Origin of the sequence: Pseudoduganella albidiflava, from assembly GCF_004322755.1 — a bacterium.
GTDB classification, from domain to species: Bacteria; Pseudomonadota; Gammaproteobacteria; order Burkholderiales; family Burkholderiaceae_D; genus Rugamonas; species Rugamonas albidiflava.
On record NZ_CP036401.1, the window covers coordinates 6075268 to 6094415 of the forward strand.

A 19148-nucleotide genomic window follows, 5' to 3' on the forward strand; every position below is an offset into this window, starting at 1 on the left:
TGGCAGCATCGTGGCATTCAACGACATCGCGCACTGGCGCATCCAGATCTTTACCCTGCTGCTTTCCGTCGTCGCCGTGCTGGGCGTGGTGATGGCACTGCCGAGCATCGCGGTCACGGCCTACCACGGGCGCTGGGGCATCGCGCTCGTCGATACCCTCGCGCTGGCCTGGCTGCTGGGGCTCTGGCGCGCCCGCAACCTGCCGTACCACGTGCGCGTCTATAACTTCCTGGCGATGCTGTACCTCCTCGGTGTGGCGCTGATGCTGACCGTGGGGCCGATCAGCCAGGTCTACCTGCTGGCGCCGCCGGTGCTGGCGGCGGTGCTGCTCGGTACCTGGCCCGCGCTGGCGGCGCTCGCGCTGTCCGGCGCGACGGTCGGCACGCTGGCGCTGACGGGCCATGCGCGCCTGTACGTGTCGGACCTCCCGCACCAGGCGCTGGCATCGACGCTGGTCGTCCTGCTCAACTACTTCTGCATCGGCCTGCTGCTGACGCTCACCTGCAGCGTGTTGCTGCAACGCCTGGCGCGGTCGCTGGGCGACCTGCGCACGTTCACCGGCACGCTGGAGGATGGACGCAGCCGGCTGCAGGCAGTGAACGCGGAGCTGCGGCTGACATCGGCCGCCGTGGCCAACCTGAATGAAATGGTGATCATTGCCCGGGCCGTGCCGCAACCCGGCGCGGAGCAGCCGATCGTGTTCGTCAACGACGCGCTGCTGCGCAGGACCGGCTATACCCGCGACGACATGCTCGGCCGCAGCATGCGCATGCTGCACGGTCCGGAGACCGACCGCGCGGAAGTTGCACGCGTGGTGCAGGCAATGACACGCGCCGAGCCGGTCGCGGCGGAAATCCTCAACTACACGGCCAGCGGCGAACCGTACTGGGTCGAGATGGAAATGGTGCCGTTCGCCGACGAGGATGGCGTCAACACGCACTGGGTGCTGGTCGGCCGCGATGTCACCGAGCGGCGCAAGGCCGCCGACGCGATCCACCGGCTGGCGTTCTACGATGTACTGACCGGCCTGCCGAACCGGCGCCTGCTGATGGACCGCCTGCAGGAGCAGCTCGATGCCGGCTGCGCCGCGCCCCACGCGGCCGTGATGTTCATCGACCTCGATCATTTCAAGAATATCAACGACGCGCGCGGCCATGCCACCGGCGACCTGCTGCTCCATGCCGCCGCGCAGCGACTGTCGCAACTGGCCGGCCCCGCCGACACCGTGGCCCGCCTCGGTGGCGATGAATTCGTGATGCTGCTGGCCGGCCTCGACACGTGCGATGGCGGCGCCGCGGCCGGCGCGCTGGCGATGGCCGCGCGCATCCGCGCCGTGCTCGGCCAGCCGTTCGACATCGGCGGCCAGGCTTACCAGTCGACCGCCAGCATCGGCGTCACCCTGCTGCCGCGCGCCGGCCAGAGCGTGGACGACCTGCTGCGCGAAGCCGATATCGCGATGTACCGCGCCAAGGCCGGCGGCCGCGACGGCGTGGCGCTGTTCGAGGACACCATGCGCGCCGAAGTGGAACGCCGGCTGACGATCGAGCGCGACCTTGGCCAGGCGCTGGCCAACAGCGAATTGCAGATGCACGTGCAATTGCAGGTCGACCGCGACGAGCGGCCGGTCGGCGCCGAACTGCTGATGCGGTGGCGCCGTGCCGACGGCACGTCGGTGCCGCCGGATGTGTTCATTCCCGCCGCCGAGGCCAGCGGCCTGATCGTCAAGCTGGGCTACTGGGCGCTGCGCGAAGCCTGCCACGCCTGGCTGCGGCTGTCCGCCGCCGGGCATGCGCTGCCACTGTCGGTCAACGTGAGCCCATCGCAATTCCGCGAGCCCGATTTCGTGGCGCAGGTGCGCGCCATCCTGCACGAGACGGGTGCGCCGGCTTCGCAGCTGATCTTCGAAGTCACCGAAGGGCTGCTGATCGAGAACCTGGACGACACCATCGCCCGCATGCACGAACTGGCGCGCATGGGCATCCGCTTCTCGATCGACGACTTCGGCACCGGCTACTCGAACCTGGGATACCTGCGGCGCATGCCGCTGTATGAACTGAAGATCGACCGCAGCTTCATCAACGATACCCCGGGCGATGCGAATGGCACCGCGATCGTGCAGTCGATCCTGGCAATGGCGGCGCACCTGGGCTTGCGCGTGGTGGCCGAAGGCGTGGAAACGCACGACCAGGCGGCATTCCTGGCCGCGCACGGCGCGCCCGGCATGCAGGGCTACCTGTTCGCGCGGCCGATGCCGCTGCCGGACATGCTGGCCCTGCTGGAACGCGAGCCGCGCGCCGCCGCTGCGCCGGCCGGTTCTTCCACCGTCGTTTCGCCCGCCTCCTCGTCCGCGGGATCGCCCGCCTGACATCTGCCGCCGCCGCGTGAGCGCGCCGCGCTGTGGCATCATGGCCGCTTTTTATCGGCACACGCCCCCCGCGGCACCCCACGATGCGCACTCCACTGATACTGCAGGCACAGGAAACGGAATGCTGCATCGCCGTGCTGGCGATCATGCTGGCGCACTTCGGCCGCCATGCCACGCTGGCCGAACTGCGCGAGCTCACCGGCATTTCGCGCCATTGCCTGCATGCCGGCGACATCGCCCGCGCCGCCCGCCACTACGGCCTGTCCGCCCGCGTGCTGCGCAAGGAGCCCGAGACGCTGGCGGCCCTCGGCCTGCCGCTGATCGTCCACCTCGACTTCATCCACTTCGCCGTCGTCGAGGAAATCACCGAACGGCGCGTGCGCATCAACGATCCGGCGCGCGGCCAGACATGGCTGGCGCGCGAGGAATTCGACGAACGCTTCACGGGCATCGCCATCGCGCTGGCGCCGGGACCGGACTTCCAGCCCGCTGGCGCGGCGCGCGCGCTGTGGCCACGCCTGCGCACCCTGCTGGCCGACGCCGGCAAGGGCACGCTGCCCGGTATCGCGGCCGCGGTGCTCGCGCTGTCCGCCGCACCGGTCCTGCTCGCGGCCGCGATACCGGCTGCTCGTGATCCCGCCGTCCTGGTAGTCCTGGCTGGCGCGGCACTGGCAGGGCGCGCCGCCGCCCGCTGGCTGCTGGAGCAACTGCTGGACCGCGGCGAACGACACCTCGGCACGGCGCTGCGCCAGCGCCTGTGCGATCACCTGACCCGCCAGCCGCAGGCATTCTTCGACTACCGGGTACCCGCCGCGCTGCACCGGCTGGCCGCGCTGCCGGCCACGATGGCGGCTACACTGCGCCGCGACATCGCCCTGCCGCTGGCCGAAGCCGCCGATGCCGCGCTGCTGCTGGCGGCCCTGGCCGTGCTGGCGCCGCTGCCGGCACTGGGTGCCGCCGGCATCCTCGCGCTGGCCGCCGGCGCCATGACCTGGCAAGTACACGCCGCCCGCTGGACACTGCAACCCTGGCTGGCCGGAGGATCTGCAACGCCGCCCGGCGCGAAAGACGACCTGGAACAAGCCGCCACGCTGGACCAGGCTGCCGAGAGGTTGCAGGCCAGTGCCGGCGCGCATGCCGATGCGGCCCGCCAGGCGCAGCAGGCGGCGCCCGCGCTGCGGCGCCTGTACCTGCCCGCACAAGCCGCGGCGCTGCTGATCGCGCTGCTGCCGGTGCTGGCCGGCATGGATGCCGTGCAGGCGGTGGCATTCCTGCTGCTGGCGCTGGCGCCGGCGCGGCTCCTGCCCGCGCTGGCGCGGCTGCCGGCAGTGCTGTACCAGCTGCGCGGCCAGCTGCAATTGCTGGACGATGTGCGGCACGAGCCCGGCCACCCAAGCGGACAACCAGCGGCCCCGCGCCCTGCGCCGGATGGGCCGCTGTCCGCGCACGATCTCGTCTTCGGCTACGCGCGCACCCGCGAGCCGGTGCTGCACGGCGTGTCGCTCACCGTGGCGCCGGGCGAACTGCTCGGCATCGCCGGAGCTGCCGGCGGCGGCAAGTCGACGCTGGCGAAACTGCTGTGCGGCCTTGCAACGCCATGGTCGGGAACCGTCACGCTGGGTGGGCACGACGTGGCGCAACTGGCGCCGGGCACCATCGCGTGGCTCGACAAGCAGCCGTTCTTCCACACCGGCAGCGTGCGCGACAACCTGCGCCTGTGGCAGCCTGCCGCCCCTCTTTCTGACGACGCGCTGTGGCAGGCGCTGCGCGATGCCTGCGTGGACGACGTGATCGCCGCGCGCGGCGGCCTCGATGCCCGCATGGGGGCCGATGGCGCCGGCTTCAGCGGCGGCCAGCGCCAGCGGCTGGCGATCGCCCGGGCACTGGCCGCCGCGCCGCGCTGCGTGATCCTCGACGAAGTAACGGACGGCCTGGATCCGGTCCTGGAACGGGCGCTGCTGGCGAACCTGCGCCGGCGCGGCTGCACGGTGATCGTCGTCAGCCACCGCATCGGCACGCTGCGAGCCTGCGACCGCGTGCTCCACCTCGAGCATGGGCGGATCGGTGGCCAGCCACCTGCCGCGTGCGGCGCCGCCGGCATCCCCGACCTGGCCGCCGAACTGCCGGAAGTACCGCCGCCGGTCCCTGACGCCGCCATGTTGCATGCCTGCCTGCGGGCACTGTGCCGCCACGCCGGGCCGCCGTCGCGCGATGGATCGATGGCGCCGCTGGCCGGCCCCGCCGCTGCCCGCAGCCGCGGCCAGGTCGTGGATGCCGCGGCACGGGCGCACGGTTTGGCACTGCGGCCGGTACGAATGACCGTGGCCTGCTGGTGGCGCATGGACCCGGGGCCGTTGCTGGTGTTCCGGCGCGGCGATGGTGCGCCGGCCGTGCTGCTGCCTCATGCCGGCCAGCCGGGGCGCTTCACCGTCATCGACGCAAACGGGCGCAGGCCGCTGGCCAGCCAGCCGGCAGCCACGTTCGATGTGGCGGCCTGGGCGCCGATGCCGCATTCACCCTCCGTGCCCGCATGGCTGCGCAGCGCGGCAGCTCCCGGCATTTACGGCGTGCTGCTGGCCTGCGTGCTGGCGGCGGCGCCGTTCTCGTTGCCGGCGGCCCTGTCGCTGCTGGCCGCGGCGCTGCTGTGGTCCTGGCAGGCGGACACCCGAATCGGCCGCATCACCGAACACGCCGCTGCCGCCGTTGCCGCCCGCCTGCACGCCCGGCTTTACGCGCTTGCCCCGGCCGCGCTGCAGCGCCATGGCTCCACTTTGCTCCACGAAGGCGCGCAAGCAGGCGCCCGCCTGGTGCTGATGCTGCAGGACCGCGCCGGCGGCATCGCCCTGCCGCTGCGCGCGGCCACGCTGGCTGCCTGCGTGGCGGGGCTGTGCATGCTGGCGCCGAGCCTGTGGTGGCTGTGGCTGGGCGCCCCGCTGGCGGCATGGCTGCCGCTGGCATGGCAAGCCACCGCTGCGCAAGCCCGGTGCCGCCTGCGGCACGCCCATGTCGAACGGCGGCGCCACCGCTTCCTGTTCACGGTGCTGGCCCACGCCACCACGCTGCGGGCCGCCGGCCGCGTCCAAGCCGCGCTGGCGCACTGGCTCGCGCTGCCATGGCGCGCGCCCGCGTCCCTGCGCCGCGCGGACCAGGCGGCCGTGGCCTGGCGCGACGCCTGGCCGCTGGCCGCGCTGGCGCTGTTGCCGGCGCTGTTATCAGCGTACTTGCCCGCGATGTCACCCGGCGTAGTACCGGCACTGGCGCTGGTCCTGCTGTTCGAACGTGCGCTGCACGAAGCGGGCCGGCTGGGCGCCTTTGCCGGCCGCTGGCTGGACACGCTGCCGGAACGCCGCGCGATGGCCCTGCTGAGCTGCGCCCCGGTGGCGCCGCCGGCAGCGGGTGAACCGTTCAGCGCCGCGCCGGCACTCGCCATCCGCGACGCCCGCTACACCTACCCCGGCAGCGGGCGGCCCGCCCTCGACGGGGTCACGCTCGACCTGCCGGCCGGCCGCATCACGGCACTGGCCGGCCCGTCCGGCAGCGGCAAGTCCACGCTGCTGCGCGCCCTGCCCGGCTTCCTGCCGCTGGCCGGAGGCGTCATCGAATGCGATGGCGGGCCGGCCGATGGCGCCGCGCTGGCACGGCTACGGAGCACGCTCGGCATCGTCGCGCAGGATGAAACACTGGAGATCGCCGGCCCCCTGCGCTGGCAACTGGCCGGCAACGGCGACTGGCCGCTGGCGGAGGTGCAAGCGGCACTGCGCGCGGCCGAACTGGCGGACGACGTGGCCCGCATGCCGATGGGCTTGCAGACCATCGTCGATGCCGCCAACCTGTCGACCGGCCAGGTCCAGCGGCTGCTGATCGCGCGCTGCCTGCTGCGCCGGCCCCGGGTGCTGGTGCTGGACGAAGCGACCAGCGCCCTGCCGGACGCGCTGCAGCAGCGCGTGCTCGCCAACGTGCGGGCACTGGGCATCACCTGCCTTCTCGTGTCGCACCGTGCCAGCGCTCTTGCCTGCGCCGACCAGGTGGCGGTGATGGCAGCCGGCCGCATCGTGTGCAGCGGCGCGCCGGATGACCCGGCGGTGCGTGCGGCCCTGCTCGCACATGCGGGGCAGGAGCAGCGGGACGATGTGGAAGCTTCTCCTCAACCGCTGGATGTCCCGGCGCCGTCGCAACCGCAGGGTACCGTGCGGCGCGGCCTATTCCGGGCCGTGGCACTGGAACGCTACCAGGGCACCGGCCCCGTCACCGCGCCGCTGCTGCTGGCGCATCCGTTGCGCAGGGGCGTGATGGCGGGTGCCACGATCGTGCTGCTGGCCGCTGCGGCGCTGGTTTGAGTGGCTGCCTACATTTCGGGTTGTCGTGTTGCGGGTTGGGTAACTGGTAAGCGACACCTGCATGGTAGCGATGTGTGCGCGGGAAGGCGCCGGGTGGCCCCGAGGAGCAAGCAGAGCTGGCTAGTCCGACAGTGACCAGGGCCACCGGGCGGCTTTGCTGTCGACTCTGAAACTTCCCTGAGCTGCACGTGGACGGCAGGCATTGAAGCGCCCGCAAGCGGAATGTGGATCGGGTCCTACATCTGCAGCCGCTCCAGGACTATTCGTGCGCGGCTGGTCCCAGGCTACTCTTGAACCAAATTTCATGACAACGGAGGACAGCATGTCGATGCAAAGCGAAAGCAAGGACAGCAAGGCACGTAATCACGAGAGCACGCGTGATGGGACGACGGGCAGTGCCGGCGGCGTTGGCACCGGAAGCACCGGCGATATCGGCGCCACTGGGGGATCGGCCGCAAGCCAGGGCAGCCAGCAGTCCGGCCAGCAATCCAGCCAACAGAACACGATGCCTCCCAGCGAGACAGATGACGACCAGTACGACCAGGGCACCGTGCAGAAATCGCCCTGAGCGGACATGGCAAATGGCTTCCCCTGCAGCCCCGGGCTAAACAGCCGGGCCTCCACGCTCACGCGTACACAGGCCGACCGCTTTGCCGTGTACCCAGGCTTCTTCATAAGCCAGGCCAAGGCGCCTGGCGACGTGCAGCGATGATGCGTTGAAAGCGATGAGCGCCCGAACTGTTGGTTCGCCCCGGATCTCGAACGCATGGTGCATGGCTGCCGCCGCCACTTCGTTCGGGAACCCCTGATTCGTAAGGCACAAGGTATCCAACCGAGCTCCATCACCGTCGATACCTCGCGAACATGGCAGTGTGCCAGCGCATTGTTGCGATGGTCTGCTTCTGCCCGAGCTGGGCAGGAAACGTCGACTTAAGAGGTTGCCGTTCAGGAATTTTCGTCGACTGTATGGACAGTCAGCTGGCGCCCTGAAGCAGACATGCCCATCCGGCTACGTAAAGTCTGGCTGGTCAGTCCCGCTGACATGCTCGGCCAGCGCTCCGAGCGTTACCTCTCCCATTCGTTCGAGCATGAACTCCTCTGTTCGCTGGAATACGGCGCCCAGCCTGGCAACAACGGCTTGCTCAACCGGACAAGTCTTGTGGTCGACCGCTACGTTGATCGCTAAGGCAGCAGGCGAGCCGAGCGCCTTGTAGACGTCACGCACTGTGACGCCGTGGATTGCACGAGCAAGCGACCAGCCGCCGCCAACACCGCCATCGGAGGTCACGAGTCCGGCATGCTTCAACGGCGCCATGGTGCGACGAACGACGACCGGGTTGGTCCCAAGCATGAGAGCGATCGTCTCGGACGTAGTCTTACCGCCACGTTTGTCCATATGGATCAGCACATGAAGCATGCGCGACAGCCTGCCGTCGTGTCTCATTCCTACCTCGCATAGTTCTACTCGAATTTGTAACACGACATGTTACGCCACTTGACCGGCCGGAATGCGCAACATATGATGTTACGCATTCGAACCCAGGAGAATGTCATGCAGCGCAAGTCGGTGGATGTGAATGGCGTCACGTTGTCGTATCTCGAGGCTGGTCAAGGCCCGGCAATACTGCTGTGCCATGGATTTCCAGAAACCTCGCAATCATGGCACAAGCAAATCCCCGTGCTTGCTGCGGCCGGTTATCGCGCCATTGCTCCAGACCTGCGCGGTTATGGGGAGTCTTCTTGTCCAGAAGCGGTCGATGCGTACACTGTGTTTCACGTCGTGGGGGACTTGATCGGCCTGATGGATGCGCTCTCGATCGAACGCACTGTCATCGTGGGCAACGACTGGGGGGCATCGATTGCATGGCAAATGGCACTCATGCGCCCAGACCGCGTACGTGGTGTTGCCGCGTTCGGCGTCCCTTTGATGGCCCGTGCGCCCATGCCTCCGACAAAGCTTTTCCCGCGCACGAAAGAGGCACTGTTCTACACCCTGTACTTCCAGGAACCAGAGTTAGCCGAGCGTGAACTCGAACGCGATGTGTCGACCACGCTACGCAGGATCTATCATGCGGCATCTGGCGAGGCAGGGCCGCGCCAGCCGGGAGACGGTACACCCACTCCTTTCGGGATGGTCGTGCCCGAACATGGGATGCTGCGAGACCTCCCCGAGCCAGTCGGGTTACCCGCATGGCTGTCTAGTGCCGACTTTAACTCATGCGCCGCTGCCTTCGCGCGTACGGGATTCCGCGGTGGACTTAACTACTATCGCAACCTGGATCGCAACTGGGAGTTGCAAGCCAGTCTTGAGGGCATGCACGTCGAAGTGCCGGCGCTGTTCGCCATCGGCTCACGCGATGTCGGACTGTCGATCCCCGGAATGGAACACATCATCGCTGGCATGTCCAAGCTTGCTCCACGCCTGAGCCGCTGCGTTACCATCGACGGTGGGGGACATTGGATACAGCAGGAGCGCGCCGATTCCGTCAATTCATTGATCCTGTCTTTTATGCCGACGTTGGATGACAGTACACGCATCTGATCGGGTCCGCACTTCCCTCGAAGTGTTGAACACCAAATCCTTTCATAACTTCTGACATCGGAATGTTGTTCTTGCCGAAAGCGGCGTATTTCATCGTCGGCTTTCGATCCAGGCTGTGGAGGAAGACAGGGATGTCGCGGAAGAAAAGAGTTCGGGGAGATGCCGCGCCATGTCTTCCAGCATTCACGGACGGTCAGGCGGCGCGCAAGCCTGCGATCAAGGATAGCAGCTGGCGGTGCAGCGCCGGGTCGCCGCAGGCGATGACCGAGCCGCCATTCTGTGGGTCGCCACCTTCCCAGGTTGTGATCACACCACCCGCACCTTCGACCACCGGAATCAGGGCTTGCACGTCATGGATGTCGAGGTGCGCTTCGAGCACCAGGTCAACCAGCCCGTGCGCCAGCAAGCCGTAGGCATAGCAGTCGCCGCCGAAGCGTACGATCTGGGCGCTTTTGGCGATTGCATCGAATACTGCGTGGTCGGCCACTTTTGCACCAGCTGCAGGCACGGTCAACATCACGCGTGCATCTCCCAGGTCGGTGCAGCGGCGTGTGCGGATTGGTCTGTCGTTACACCATGCACTAGATGGCGTGCCGACGAAGCGTTCGCGGGTGAAAGGCTGGTCGATCACGCCGAGCACCGGGCGGTGGCCATCGTTCAGCGCGATCAGCGTGCCCCAGATCGGCAGCCCGGTCACGAAGGCACGCGTGCCATCAATCGGGTCGAGCACCCATCGCATTGGGCTGCTACCAGTAACGATTCCCTCTTCTTCGCCGACAATGCCATGGTCGGGATAGCGCGCGGCGATCAGGTCGCGCATCGCACGTTCGGCGGCGCGATCGGCCACGGTGACAGGGTCGAACACGGCACGACCTGCAGATTTGTCCTCGACGATGATCTCCGCACGGAAGTGTGGCAGGATCGCGGCGCCGGCGGCATCCGCAAGTTCTTCCGCGAAGGCAAGCAACGCGCCCATTTGCGCTCCATCAAGCAAGACGTTCATGGCCGCGCCCCTTCCATTTGCCGTGCCGCTTCGTCAGAGTCTTTCTGCCGTCGGCGACAATCGGACTGCCCTCGGCCTACACAAGGCGTAGATCGTACGTCCTTCATCGTTATCATCTGATCCTTTTGCGGTTTTGCTCTGAAACTCAATGTTACCGAGGTCTGCTTCTGGCGATAGCGGCCGGTCAGTGTACCGCCCATTTCTCCCGCAACAAGAAGCTTTTGCCAGCCACTCAATCGAGCAGCGCCAGCAGGAAAGCTTCCATCCGCGCCGCGATGGCCCGGACAGTGGACGCGGCGATGCGTGATGGCTGGTGCGCGAACTGGCACACCAGCATGCCGCCCACCAGGCTGGCCTGCGCATCGAGCACCGGCAAGGTGCCGTTGCGTGCGCAGGCCTTTACCCACGTCTGCACGCCGGGATGTTCCACGCCGAGCACGGGGAACAGGCCACCGCGCCGGAAGCCTTCGTCGACGGCGCCCCGGTAGCTGAACGCCAGTTCAGGCTCGCGCAGCGCCAGCATGCGCCGGGCTGCGGCGTAGCCGGCGCCGCCATCGGGTACTGCCGCGTGCGTGCGGCGCACCGCGTCCACCTGCGCCGCAGGCGGACCACCAGCAGCGTCGATGCGCACCGGGTAATAGCTGACCATCCAGCCGACGGCACTGGCCGCCGGCAGCGCCAGGCGGCTGTCGCGGCCATGGTGTTCCAGCCGCACCAGCGCGTGATCGCGGCCCGCCGTGCCGCCCTGCTCCGCCACCCACGCGTGCGCGAACGCGGCCAGCAAGGCATCGCGCCGCGCCGCGCTATCGGGGTAGCGCGCCAGGAACAGCCGGTTCGCCTCGGGGTCCAGGCGGAGCTGCATGGCCGGTTCGAGGTACGCTGCCTGGTCCGGCTGGCGAGGCGCGGAGGGGCCGCAGGCCGCGCGCCAGTAATCCAGCTCCGCCGCCGAAGGAGCGCCGCCGGGCGCGGCCTGCGCCAGCAGCCACTGCGCATAGCCATCGCGTCCGGCCGGCAGCGGCTCGCCCGCCAGAATCCGCGTGTAGGTTTGCTGCAAGCCGGTGACGAGGATGGCGATCGACGCCGCGTCCACCACCAGGTGATGCAGTGCCAGCACCAGCATGCCGTTGTGCAGCGGCCCGCGGTCCAGCCACACGGCATGGGCCAGCGCGCCATGCGCGATGCCGATGGCGGCCCTGATACGCGCCAGCAGCGCCTGGCGCCAGGCGGCAGCGTCCTCCCCTGCCTGTTCGGCGCCCAGGCGTTCCAGGGTGAATGGCCCGCCATCCGTCACCGCTTCCCATCCCGCCGGCCCACGCACGAAGCGCAGGCGAAGCGCCGGATGCCGGTGTGCCAGCCAGGCCAGCGCCCCCTCCAGCGCGGCGCGGTCGACGGCGGCGGGTACGCGCAGGTGGACGATTTCCATGAAGGCATCGGGATCGCGCACGCCCGCATCGAGGAAGGCCAGCTGCTGCGGGCTCGGTGGCAGGCGCGCCGGCAAGTCGCCAGCGGCACCCGGCCCCGCGGGCGCCAGCAGTGCCTGCAACTGCCCCAGCGACAGATCCGGCGCCAGGCACCCGGCCGGCACGGTGGCGCCCAGCTCGTGTTCGAGCGCCAGCAGCAGTTCCACCGATGCCAGCGAATCGATGCCCAGCTCGCCCAGCGTCCAGCCGGCATCGACCTGGCCGGCCGGCACGCCGGCCAGGCGCGCGGCGATGGCCAGCAGCGGCGCTTCATGCATAATCTCCTGCAGGCCTTCCGCAGCCGCTACCGCCGGGCGGGCGATCACGGCCAGCGTACCTGCCAGCCAGGCATCGCGTGCGGCCGATCGGCTGATCTTGCCGCTGGTCGTGCGTGGCAGCGCGCCCGGCCGCAGCAGCACCACGTGCGCGGCGCGCAAGGCCAGCATGTCGGCCAGCGCCGCCTGCACGGCGCGCTCCACCTGCACCGGGTCGGTGTGCCGGCTGTCGCGGCGCAGCTCGCAGGCCAGCACCAGTTGTTCGCCATCCGCGCCATCGGTGTCATCGATGCCGAAGGCGGCAATCCCCGCGGGGTCCAGCGCCGGGTGGCTGCGCGCGGCCGCGTCTTCCGCGTCGGCCGGATACACGTTGCGGCCGCGCAGGATGATCAGGTCCTTCAGCCGGCCCGTCACCACCAGTTCGCCGTCGTGAAGGTAGCCGAGATCGCCGCTGCGCAGCCAGTGGCGCGGATCGCCTTCCAGCCGCTGGCCGAACTGCGCGGCATCGACCGCATCCTTGCGCCAGCAGCCGGCCGACACGCCCGCGCCGGCGATCCAGATCTCGCCAGGCGTGCCATCCGCCAGTGGCCGGCCCGCGCCATCGACGATCGCCAGCGCCACACCATCGGCCGGCGGGCCGCACAAGGTGCGCTCGACACCGTCGACCAGGTGGGTGCGCAAGCCGAACCAGCCGCTGGCCAGCAGCGTCGCCTCGGCCAGGCCATAGCACGGCAACAGCGCTTCCGGGTCGAAGCCGGTGGGCGCCAGCAGCGCCGCGAAGCGCCGCAGCGTTTCCGGGCGCACCGTTTCGGCGCCGCAGAACGCCACGCGCCAGCCCGACAGGTCGAGGCCTTCGACATCGGCGGCGGCCAGCTTGCGCACGCACAGTTCGAACGCGAAGTTCGGCCCGCCCGAGATGACACCGCCATGCACTCCACCATGCGCACCCTCGTTTGCACCACCCTGCGCCGCGATCGCGCGGAGCCAGCGCAGCGGCTGCGCCACGAACGACGCGGGCGCCATCTGCACCAGCGGATTGCCGAAAGCGAGTACCGGCAGCAGGCCGCCGACCAGGCCCATGTCGTGGTACGGCGGCAGCCAGCTGACGATGACCTGGTCCGGCGTGCTGCGAAAGCGTTGCATGATCGCCGCCAGGTTCGCTGCCAGGTTGGCATGCGACAGGCGCACGCCGCGCGGCGTGCCGGTGGACCCCGAGGTGTACTGGATCAGCGCCAGCGCGTCCTCCACGCCGGCCGCCTGTTCCCAGCCGGCGTCCGGGCCGGCGCCGAGGACCGGCCCATCGGCATCGGTGGCCAGCCAGCCGACGCCCGGCAAGGCGCCGGCACCCGCTTGCCAGGCCCGCGCCAGCCCTGCGCTGTCGATGAGGACCGCCTGCGGATCGGCATCGGCGGCCAGCCGCGCGAAGCGGTCCGCCGCCCGCGATCCGGGCCGGTAGCCGGGCGGATAAGTCGGCACCGGCGTCACGCCGGCGATCCAGCAGCCGCACAGGGCCGCCAGGAACGCCGGGCCGGGCCGGTGCAGCAGCAGCGCGCGCCGGGCGAACGGCAGGTCGGTCCGCAGGCGCGCGGCGATCCGCTCGGCATCCTGCAGCAGCGCGCCGAATGTCAGCGTCCGGGTAGCACCGTCGTCCAGGAACGTCAGCGCCACCCGGCCGGGATGCCGGGCCGCGTGCAGGCGCAACTGGTCGACGAGCACCATCGCTAGCGCTCCGCCAGCAGGCGCACCAGCCGCGCGAAGCGTTCGCCGGCGATGCCCACGTTGTCGAGCAGGCCGTCATCGAGTTCATCTTCCAGCATGCCGGCCGGCATCGGCTCGTCCTTGCCATACCCCAGCCGCGCGGTGGTATTGCGCATGCGCTCGGCGAGGAACACCGCCACCGCGCGGAAGAAGCGCATGCCGAACCCGGGATCGGCGGCGAAGCGCGCTTCCAGGGCGGAGCGCGGCAGGTCGAGCAGGCGCACGTCGTCCAGCGCCTGCACCGTGGCGGAGGTGGGCGAACTGTCGACGAACGACATCTCGCCCAGTATTTCCCCGCTGCCCAGCGTGGCGACGGTGCCGATGCCGGACACCGCCACTTCCATGTGCCCGTCCAGCAGCACGTACAGGCGGTCGAGCTGCTGGCTTTGCGCGATCAGCACGGCGCCGGCCGGCACGGTGCGCACGCGGCCCAGCGCGGCCAGCAATTCCATGTCGGCGTCGTTCAGCAATCCAAAGATGTACAGGGCCTTGCGCATCGCGTTCCTAAGTTAAAGTAGTTGGCGCCTGGCCAGCGCGGCGAACGGGCCGGGCTGGTCGAGCAGTTCCTGGTAGCTGCCGCGCTGCACGATGCGGCCCTCGTCGACGACGAAGATCTGGTCGGCGCCGATCACGGTGGACAGACGGTGCGCCACCACCACGCGGGTCAGCGCCAGCTGCGCCAGGCTGTCCATCAGCACGGCCTGGGTCTGGTTGTCCAGCGCGCTGGTGGCTTCATCGAGCAGCAGCAGGGCCGGCCGGCGCGCCAGCGCACGCGCCATCAGCAGGCGCTGGCGCTGGCCGCCGGACAGCGTGCCGCCGCCATCGTGCAGCACCGTGTGCAAGCCCATCGGCATCGCCTCGATTTCCGCCGCCAGCCCGACCTGGCGCGCCGCCGCCATCGCTTCGTCGTGGCTGATGTGGCGATCGCTGGCGATATTGTCGAACACCGTGCCGGCCGCCACGCGGCCATTCTGCAGCACCACGCCGACGTGGCGCCGCAATGCCGCCGCGTCGAGCCCGGCCAGCGGCTGGCCGTCGAACGCGATGGTGCCGGAAGTGGGCGCATCGAAGCCCATCATCAGCCGCAGCAGCGTCGACTTGCCGCTGCCGGATGGACCGACGATCGCCACGAACTGGCCGGGCGCGATCGACAGCGAGACCCGGTCCAGCACCGGCGCGCCATGGTCCTCGTAACGGAACGACACGTCGCGCAACTCGATGGCGCCGCGCAGTGCCGCGGGGGCGCGGCCGCCGCCTTCCGGCACCGTGTCCAGCAACGGGCGCAGCCGGCGGTACAGCGGCACCACCCCCAGCGCCTGGGTGGCGGCCAGCGTCGTGCCCGTTATCGCGCCGAAAAACTGGCCGAACGCGGCGCTGAACGCCAGCAGCACGCCGGCATCCTGCCCGGCCGGCAAGCAGGCCATCGCGGCGAAGATGACCAGCGCGGCCAGCGCCGGCACGCATGCCTGCACGATTTCCTGCACCATCGCGGCGGAACGCGCCGCGCCATGGCGGCGTGCCTGCGCTTCGTAGTGCCGGGTCCACGCGGCCAGGGCGCGCGGCTCGGCGGCCGCGGCGCGCAGCTTGCCGATGCCGGCCACGAATTGCAGGACCAGTCCCTCGACGATGCCGCGCTGGCGCACCTGTTCGCCCTCGTGGCGCAGCTGGCGCCGCGCGCAGGCGGCCGTCAGCCCCAGCACGGCCGCCACCAGCACGATGCCGGCCAGGGCCAGGGGCACGCTCCAGTACAGCATCGCGGCCAGGCTGGCCAGCGAGAACACGGCGCCCAGCAGTGCGCCGCTGGCGGTGACGGTCAGCCTGGCGCGCATCTCCTGCACGCCCAGCGCGCGGTCGGCCAGGTCGCCCGTGGTGTGGCGGCGGAAGAATGCCACCGGCAGCCGCAACAGCCGGTCGAACAGCGCCGCCTGCAGCGCCAGGTCGACGCGCGCCTCGCAGCGCAGCACCAGCAGCGCCTTGCACATCTCGAAACCGGCGGCACCGAAGGCCGCCGCCGCCAGCAGGCCGGCAAGCTGCCAGTGCTCGGCCCAGGCGCCACGCGGCAGCACCGATTCCACCAGCAGCGCGATGACCGCCGGCACCAGCAGCGCCAGCACCGCGGCCGCCACGCCCACGGCAAGCAGGCGCGCCACGTCGGATGCGGTGCCACGCCCGGCGAAGCGCAGCAGGCCGCGCCAGTCGAGCGCGTCCGGCGGCAGCGGACGGTATGGCATCAGCGCCTCGGCGGCCAGCATGGTGTGCTCGTCGACCGCCTGGTCCGCGCCGCCGGCATCGGCCAGCCGGTAGCCACGCCGCGACGGCAGCAGCACGCAGGGGCGCCGCGCCGCATCGAAGCCGATCAGCGGGCCATTGTCGGCGCGCCACCACTGCCCGCGCAGCAGCACCGTGCGGTGGCGGATGCCGGCGCGCGCCAGCAGTTCGGCCACGCCCTCGCCGCAGTCCGCTGCGTTGTCCGCGTCGTCGTGCGCGGCGTTGCCAGATCGATTCTCCGCTTCATCCCCCGCCACCGCACCGGCATCGATGCCCAGTTCGGCGGCAATGCGCCGCACCGCCCAGGCGGCCGGCGATTCGCCGGCAAGCGCAGCGTTGCCGGTACGTGGGGGCACGCAGCGGGTGGCGGCCTGCCGGGGCGAGACGCTGGCCGGCGCGTCGTCCACGCCAGGCACCGGCGACATGTCAGGGGATGGCGCCGAGGGCCGCAGCACCAGCCGCGCGAACCCGGCCAGCGCGGCGCGATAGCGGGCACGTGCGCGTTCCCAGCCGTGCCGCACGATCTCGGCGCGGCGGGCCGCATCGTCTTCCAGCTGGCGCGCAAAGCGCTGGACGGCCCGCCCGTGCAGCGCCGGCAATCCGTCCACGGTAGCGGTGCCCTGTTCGCCCAGCGTGGCGTACCAGCCGGCCAGCAGCGGCGGCGTCACGTCCGGCCATGCCAGCTCCACCGCCGCCGTGTCGAGCGTGCCGACCGCGAGCAGGCGCCACGCGCCCGGTGCCGGCAAGCCGCACAGCAGCGCGCCGGCCGGCACGCGGAACAGGAAGCGGCGCCGGCCACCCGGCGGCACGGCAAACACGTTGACGGCGCCGGAACGCACCAGCAGCGGCGCCGCGCGGCCGGTGATGTCGAGCGGATGGCGCGCGTCCAGGATCACCGTGCCGATTGCCGCGCTGCCCGTGGCTTCATTGTCCATGGCGTTATCGCTCATTGCATCGTCCCTACCAGCGCCGCGTACTCTCCGCCCAGCGCCATCAGCTGCGCATGGGTGCCCCGCTCGACCGCTTCGCCGTGGCGCAGCACGACGATCTCGTCGCAGTCGCGCAGCGTGGACAGGCGGTGCGCGATGATCACGCAGGCGGCGCCGCGGCGGCGCAGCGCGTCGTCGATCGCCTGTTCGGTCACGCTGTCCAGTGCCGCGGTGGCTTCGTCCAGCACCAGCAGCGCCGGGTCGCGGGCCAGCGCGCGGGCGATCTCGATGCGCTGGCGTTCGCCGCCGCTCCAGTTGGCGCCGCCCTCGGCCACCCGGCTGCCGAGTCCACCGGGGCGGCGTGCCACCTCGTGCGCGATCGCGGCATCGGCCAGCGCCCGGTGCAGCGCGGCGGCGGGTACCGCGTCGTCCCACAGCGTCAGGTTGTCGCGCAGCGTGCCTTCGAACAGGAAGACTTCCTGGTCGACGTAGGCCACCGCGGCGGCGGCCACGCGCGCCGGCAGGCCGGCCAGCGGGCGGCCGTCGAGCAGCACCTCGCCGGCCGATGGCGGCAGCAGGCCGCAGCACAGCCGGCCCACCGTGCTCTTGCCGCTGCCGGATGCCCCCACCAGCGCCACGCGCATGCCCGGCTCCACCGTCAGCGACAGCCCGCGCACCACGTCCGGATCGAGCGGGCCGTAGTGGAAGCTCACGTCGCGCAACTCCAGGCGGCCATGCAGTGCCGCGGCCTGCGCGGCATCTTCCACATCCGCCCGTTCTTCCGCATCGGCGTCACCGGCCGCGCCCGCGCGGGGCGGTACCGGGTAGCGGAACACGTCCGCCAGGCGCGCCAGCAAGCCCCTGGCGGCCTGCACGTCGCCGGCCAGCGCCACCAGCTGCGTCACCGGCCGGGCGAAAACAGCCAGCAGCAGCTGGAAGGCGACGAGGTCGCCGATCGTCAGCGCGCCCGCCATCACGCGCATGCCGCCCAGCGCCAGCACGGCCACGGCCGCCAGGCCGCCCAGCAGGCCCGGCACGACGGACAGCAGCACGGTGCGCCGGCCGACGCCCTGCTGCCCCAGCAGAGTGGTGGCCTGGTAGCCGGCCCACCGGGCGAACGCGGCATCCTCGCCGCCGCCCGCCTTCAGCGTTTCGATGCCGCCGATCGCGCCCACGGTGGCGGCGGACAGCTTGCCTTGCTCGCCGATCAGCCGGTTCGACAGGTCTTGCCGCCGGCGCGCCAGCACGCGCAGGCAAGCCAGGTTCAGCGCCGTCAGCGCGATCGCCGCCGCGCCCAGCGGCACGTCCAGCGCCAGCATCGCGGCGCCGTAGCACAGCACCGCGACCAGGTTGAAGGCATTGGTCGCCAGCTCGCCGGAAAGCAGCCGTGCGATGCGCTCGGCGGCACCGAGGCGGTTGGCCACTTCGCCGGCATGGCGCTGGCTGAAGAATGCCAGCGGCAGGCGCAGCACGTGGGCCAGGAACCGGCTGGACATCGCCAGCGCCACCTTCATTTCCAGCCGCAGCAGATAGCGCTGCTGCAGCCAGGTGAGCGCGGCGCGGGCCAGCACGGTACCGGCCATCGCCAGCAGCAGCGGCGCCACCCAGCCCTGCTGCTGGCGCAGCAGCACCTGGTCGACAAAGGCTTTGGCGCACAGCGGCAGCAGCACGCCGGGTACGGCCAGCAGGGCCGAGGCCAGCGCCACGAAGGCCACGGCGCCGCGCGAATGGCGCAGCCAGCCGCCCAGTTCGCGCAGCAGGGAAGGCGCGTTCCCGGCCGGCGCGAAATCCGGCCCCTTTTCAAAGACCAGCACGACGCCCGTGAAGCTCTCGGCCAGTTCTTCCATGGTGACGCAGCGCGCGCCCATGGCCGGATCGTTCAGCCAGGCGACGCCGTCGCGCACCCCTTCGAATACGAGGAAGTGATTGAAATTCCAGTGGAGGATCGAGGGCACCGGCAACGCGGCCAGCGCGTCGGCTTCCTTGCTGAAGCCTTTTGCAAGCAGGCCGTGGCGGCGCGCGCACTTCAGCAGGTTGCTGGCCTTGCTGCCGTTGCGCGACACGCCGCAGTCCTGGCGCAGCGCCTCCAGCGGCACCCAGCGGCCGTGATGGGCCAGCACCATCGCCAGCGCGGCGGCGCCGCACTCGACCGCCTCCACCTGCAGGACCGTGGGGGTGCGCACGCGGCCCGGGTGCTGTTCGTTCATGCCG

The 19148-nt window shown here is 70.5% G+C and carries 10 protein-coding genes; 4 read left to right on the forward strand and 6 right to left on the reverse strand.

The annotated features are described in order from the left end of the window. Positions 1-10 precede the first annotated feature (10 nt). From EYF70_RS25290 to EYF70_RS25300, 3 genes are all read left to right on the forward strand, one after another. On the forward strand, positions 11-2365 hold the full coding sequence (locus tag EYF70_RS25290) for a putative bifunctional diguanylate cyclase/phosphodiesterase (protein ID WP_229420550.1): 2355 nt from the start codon (positions 11-13) through the stop codon (positions 2363-2365). A gap of 83 nt (positions 2366-2448) precedes the next feature. Then, a complete protein-coding gene (locus tag EYF70_RS25295) occupies positions 2449-6702 on the forward strand; it encodes an ATP-binding cassette domain-containing protein (RefSeq protein WP_131147854.1) in 4254 nt (1417 codons plus the stop codon). 322 nt (positions 6703-7024) lie between these two features. Beyond that, positions 7025-7270 (forward strand): hypothetical protein, encoded by a 246-nt coding sequence (locus EYF70_RS25300; RefSeq protein ID WP_131147855.1) that lies wholly within the window; start codon positions 7025-7027, stop codon positions 7268-7270. A gap of 441 nt (positions 7271-7711) precedes the next feature. Here EYF70_RS25300 and EYF70_RS25305 read toward each other — a convergent pair whose 3' ends face one another. Continuing rightward, a complete protein-coding gene (locus tag EYF70_RS25305) occupies positions 7712-8146 on the reverse strand; it encodes an Rrf2 family transcriptional regulator (protein ID WP_131147856.1) in 435 nt (144 codons plus the stop codon). 108 nt (positions 8147-8254) lie between these two features. On the opposite strand from EYF70_RS25305, the gene EYF70_RS25310 reads away from it, so the two are divergent. Next, positions 8255-9244, forward strand: a complete 990-nt coding sequence (locus tag EYF70_RS25310; RefSeq protein ID WP_131147857.1) for an alpha/beta fold hydrolase — start codon at positions 8255-8257, stop codon at positions 9242-9244. Between the two features lie 193 nt (positions 9245-9437). Here the strand turns inward: EYF70_RS25310 and hisN are convergent, their stop codons facing one another. The 5 genes from hisN to EYF70_RS25335 all read right to left on the reverse strand — a co-directional run bounded on the left by hisN (position 9438) and on the right by EYF70_RS25335 (position 19144). Next, positions 9438-10247, reverse strand: coding sequence for a histidinol-phosphatase (hisN, locus tag EYF70_RS25315; RefSeq protein WP_131147858.1), 810 nt, complete (start codon positions 10245-10247; stop codon positions 9438-9440). Between the two features lie 232 nt (positions 10248-10479). After that, entirely contained in the window at positions 10480-13701 is a 3222-nt protein-coding gene (locus EYF70_RS25320) for an AMP-binding protein (RefSeq protein WP_131147859.1), read from the reverse strand. Between the two features lie 2 nt (positions 13702-13703). Beyond that, positions 13704-14237 carry a cyclic nucleotide-binding domain-containing protein gene (locus tag EYF70_RS25325; RefSeq protein WP_131147860.1) on the reverse strand — a complete coding sequence of 178 codons (534 nt, stop codon included), beginning with the start codon at positions 14235-14237 and terminating at the stop codon, positions 13704-13706. Positions 14238-14249: 12 nt separating this feature from the next. Then, positions 14250-16958 carry an NHLP bacteriocin export ABC transporter permease/ATPase subunit gene (locus tag EYF70_RS25330; RefSeq protein WP_131147861.1) on the reverse strand — a complete coding sequence of 903 codons (2709 nt, stop codon included), beginning with the start codon at positions 16956-16958 and terminating at the stop codon, positions 14250-14252. After that, entirely contained in the window at positions 16955-19144 is a 2190-nt protein-coding gene (locus EYF70_RS25335; protein WP_131147862.1) for an NHLP family bacteriocin export ABC transporter peptidase/permease/ATPase subunit, read from the reverse strand. Before EYF70_RS25335 ends, EYF70_RS25330 begins: the two co-directional genes overlap by 4 nt. Between the last annotated feature and the right edge of the window lie 4 nt (positions 19145-19148).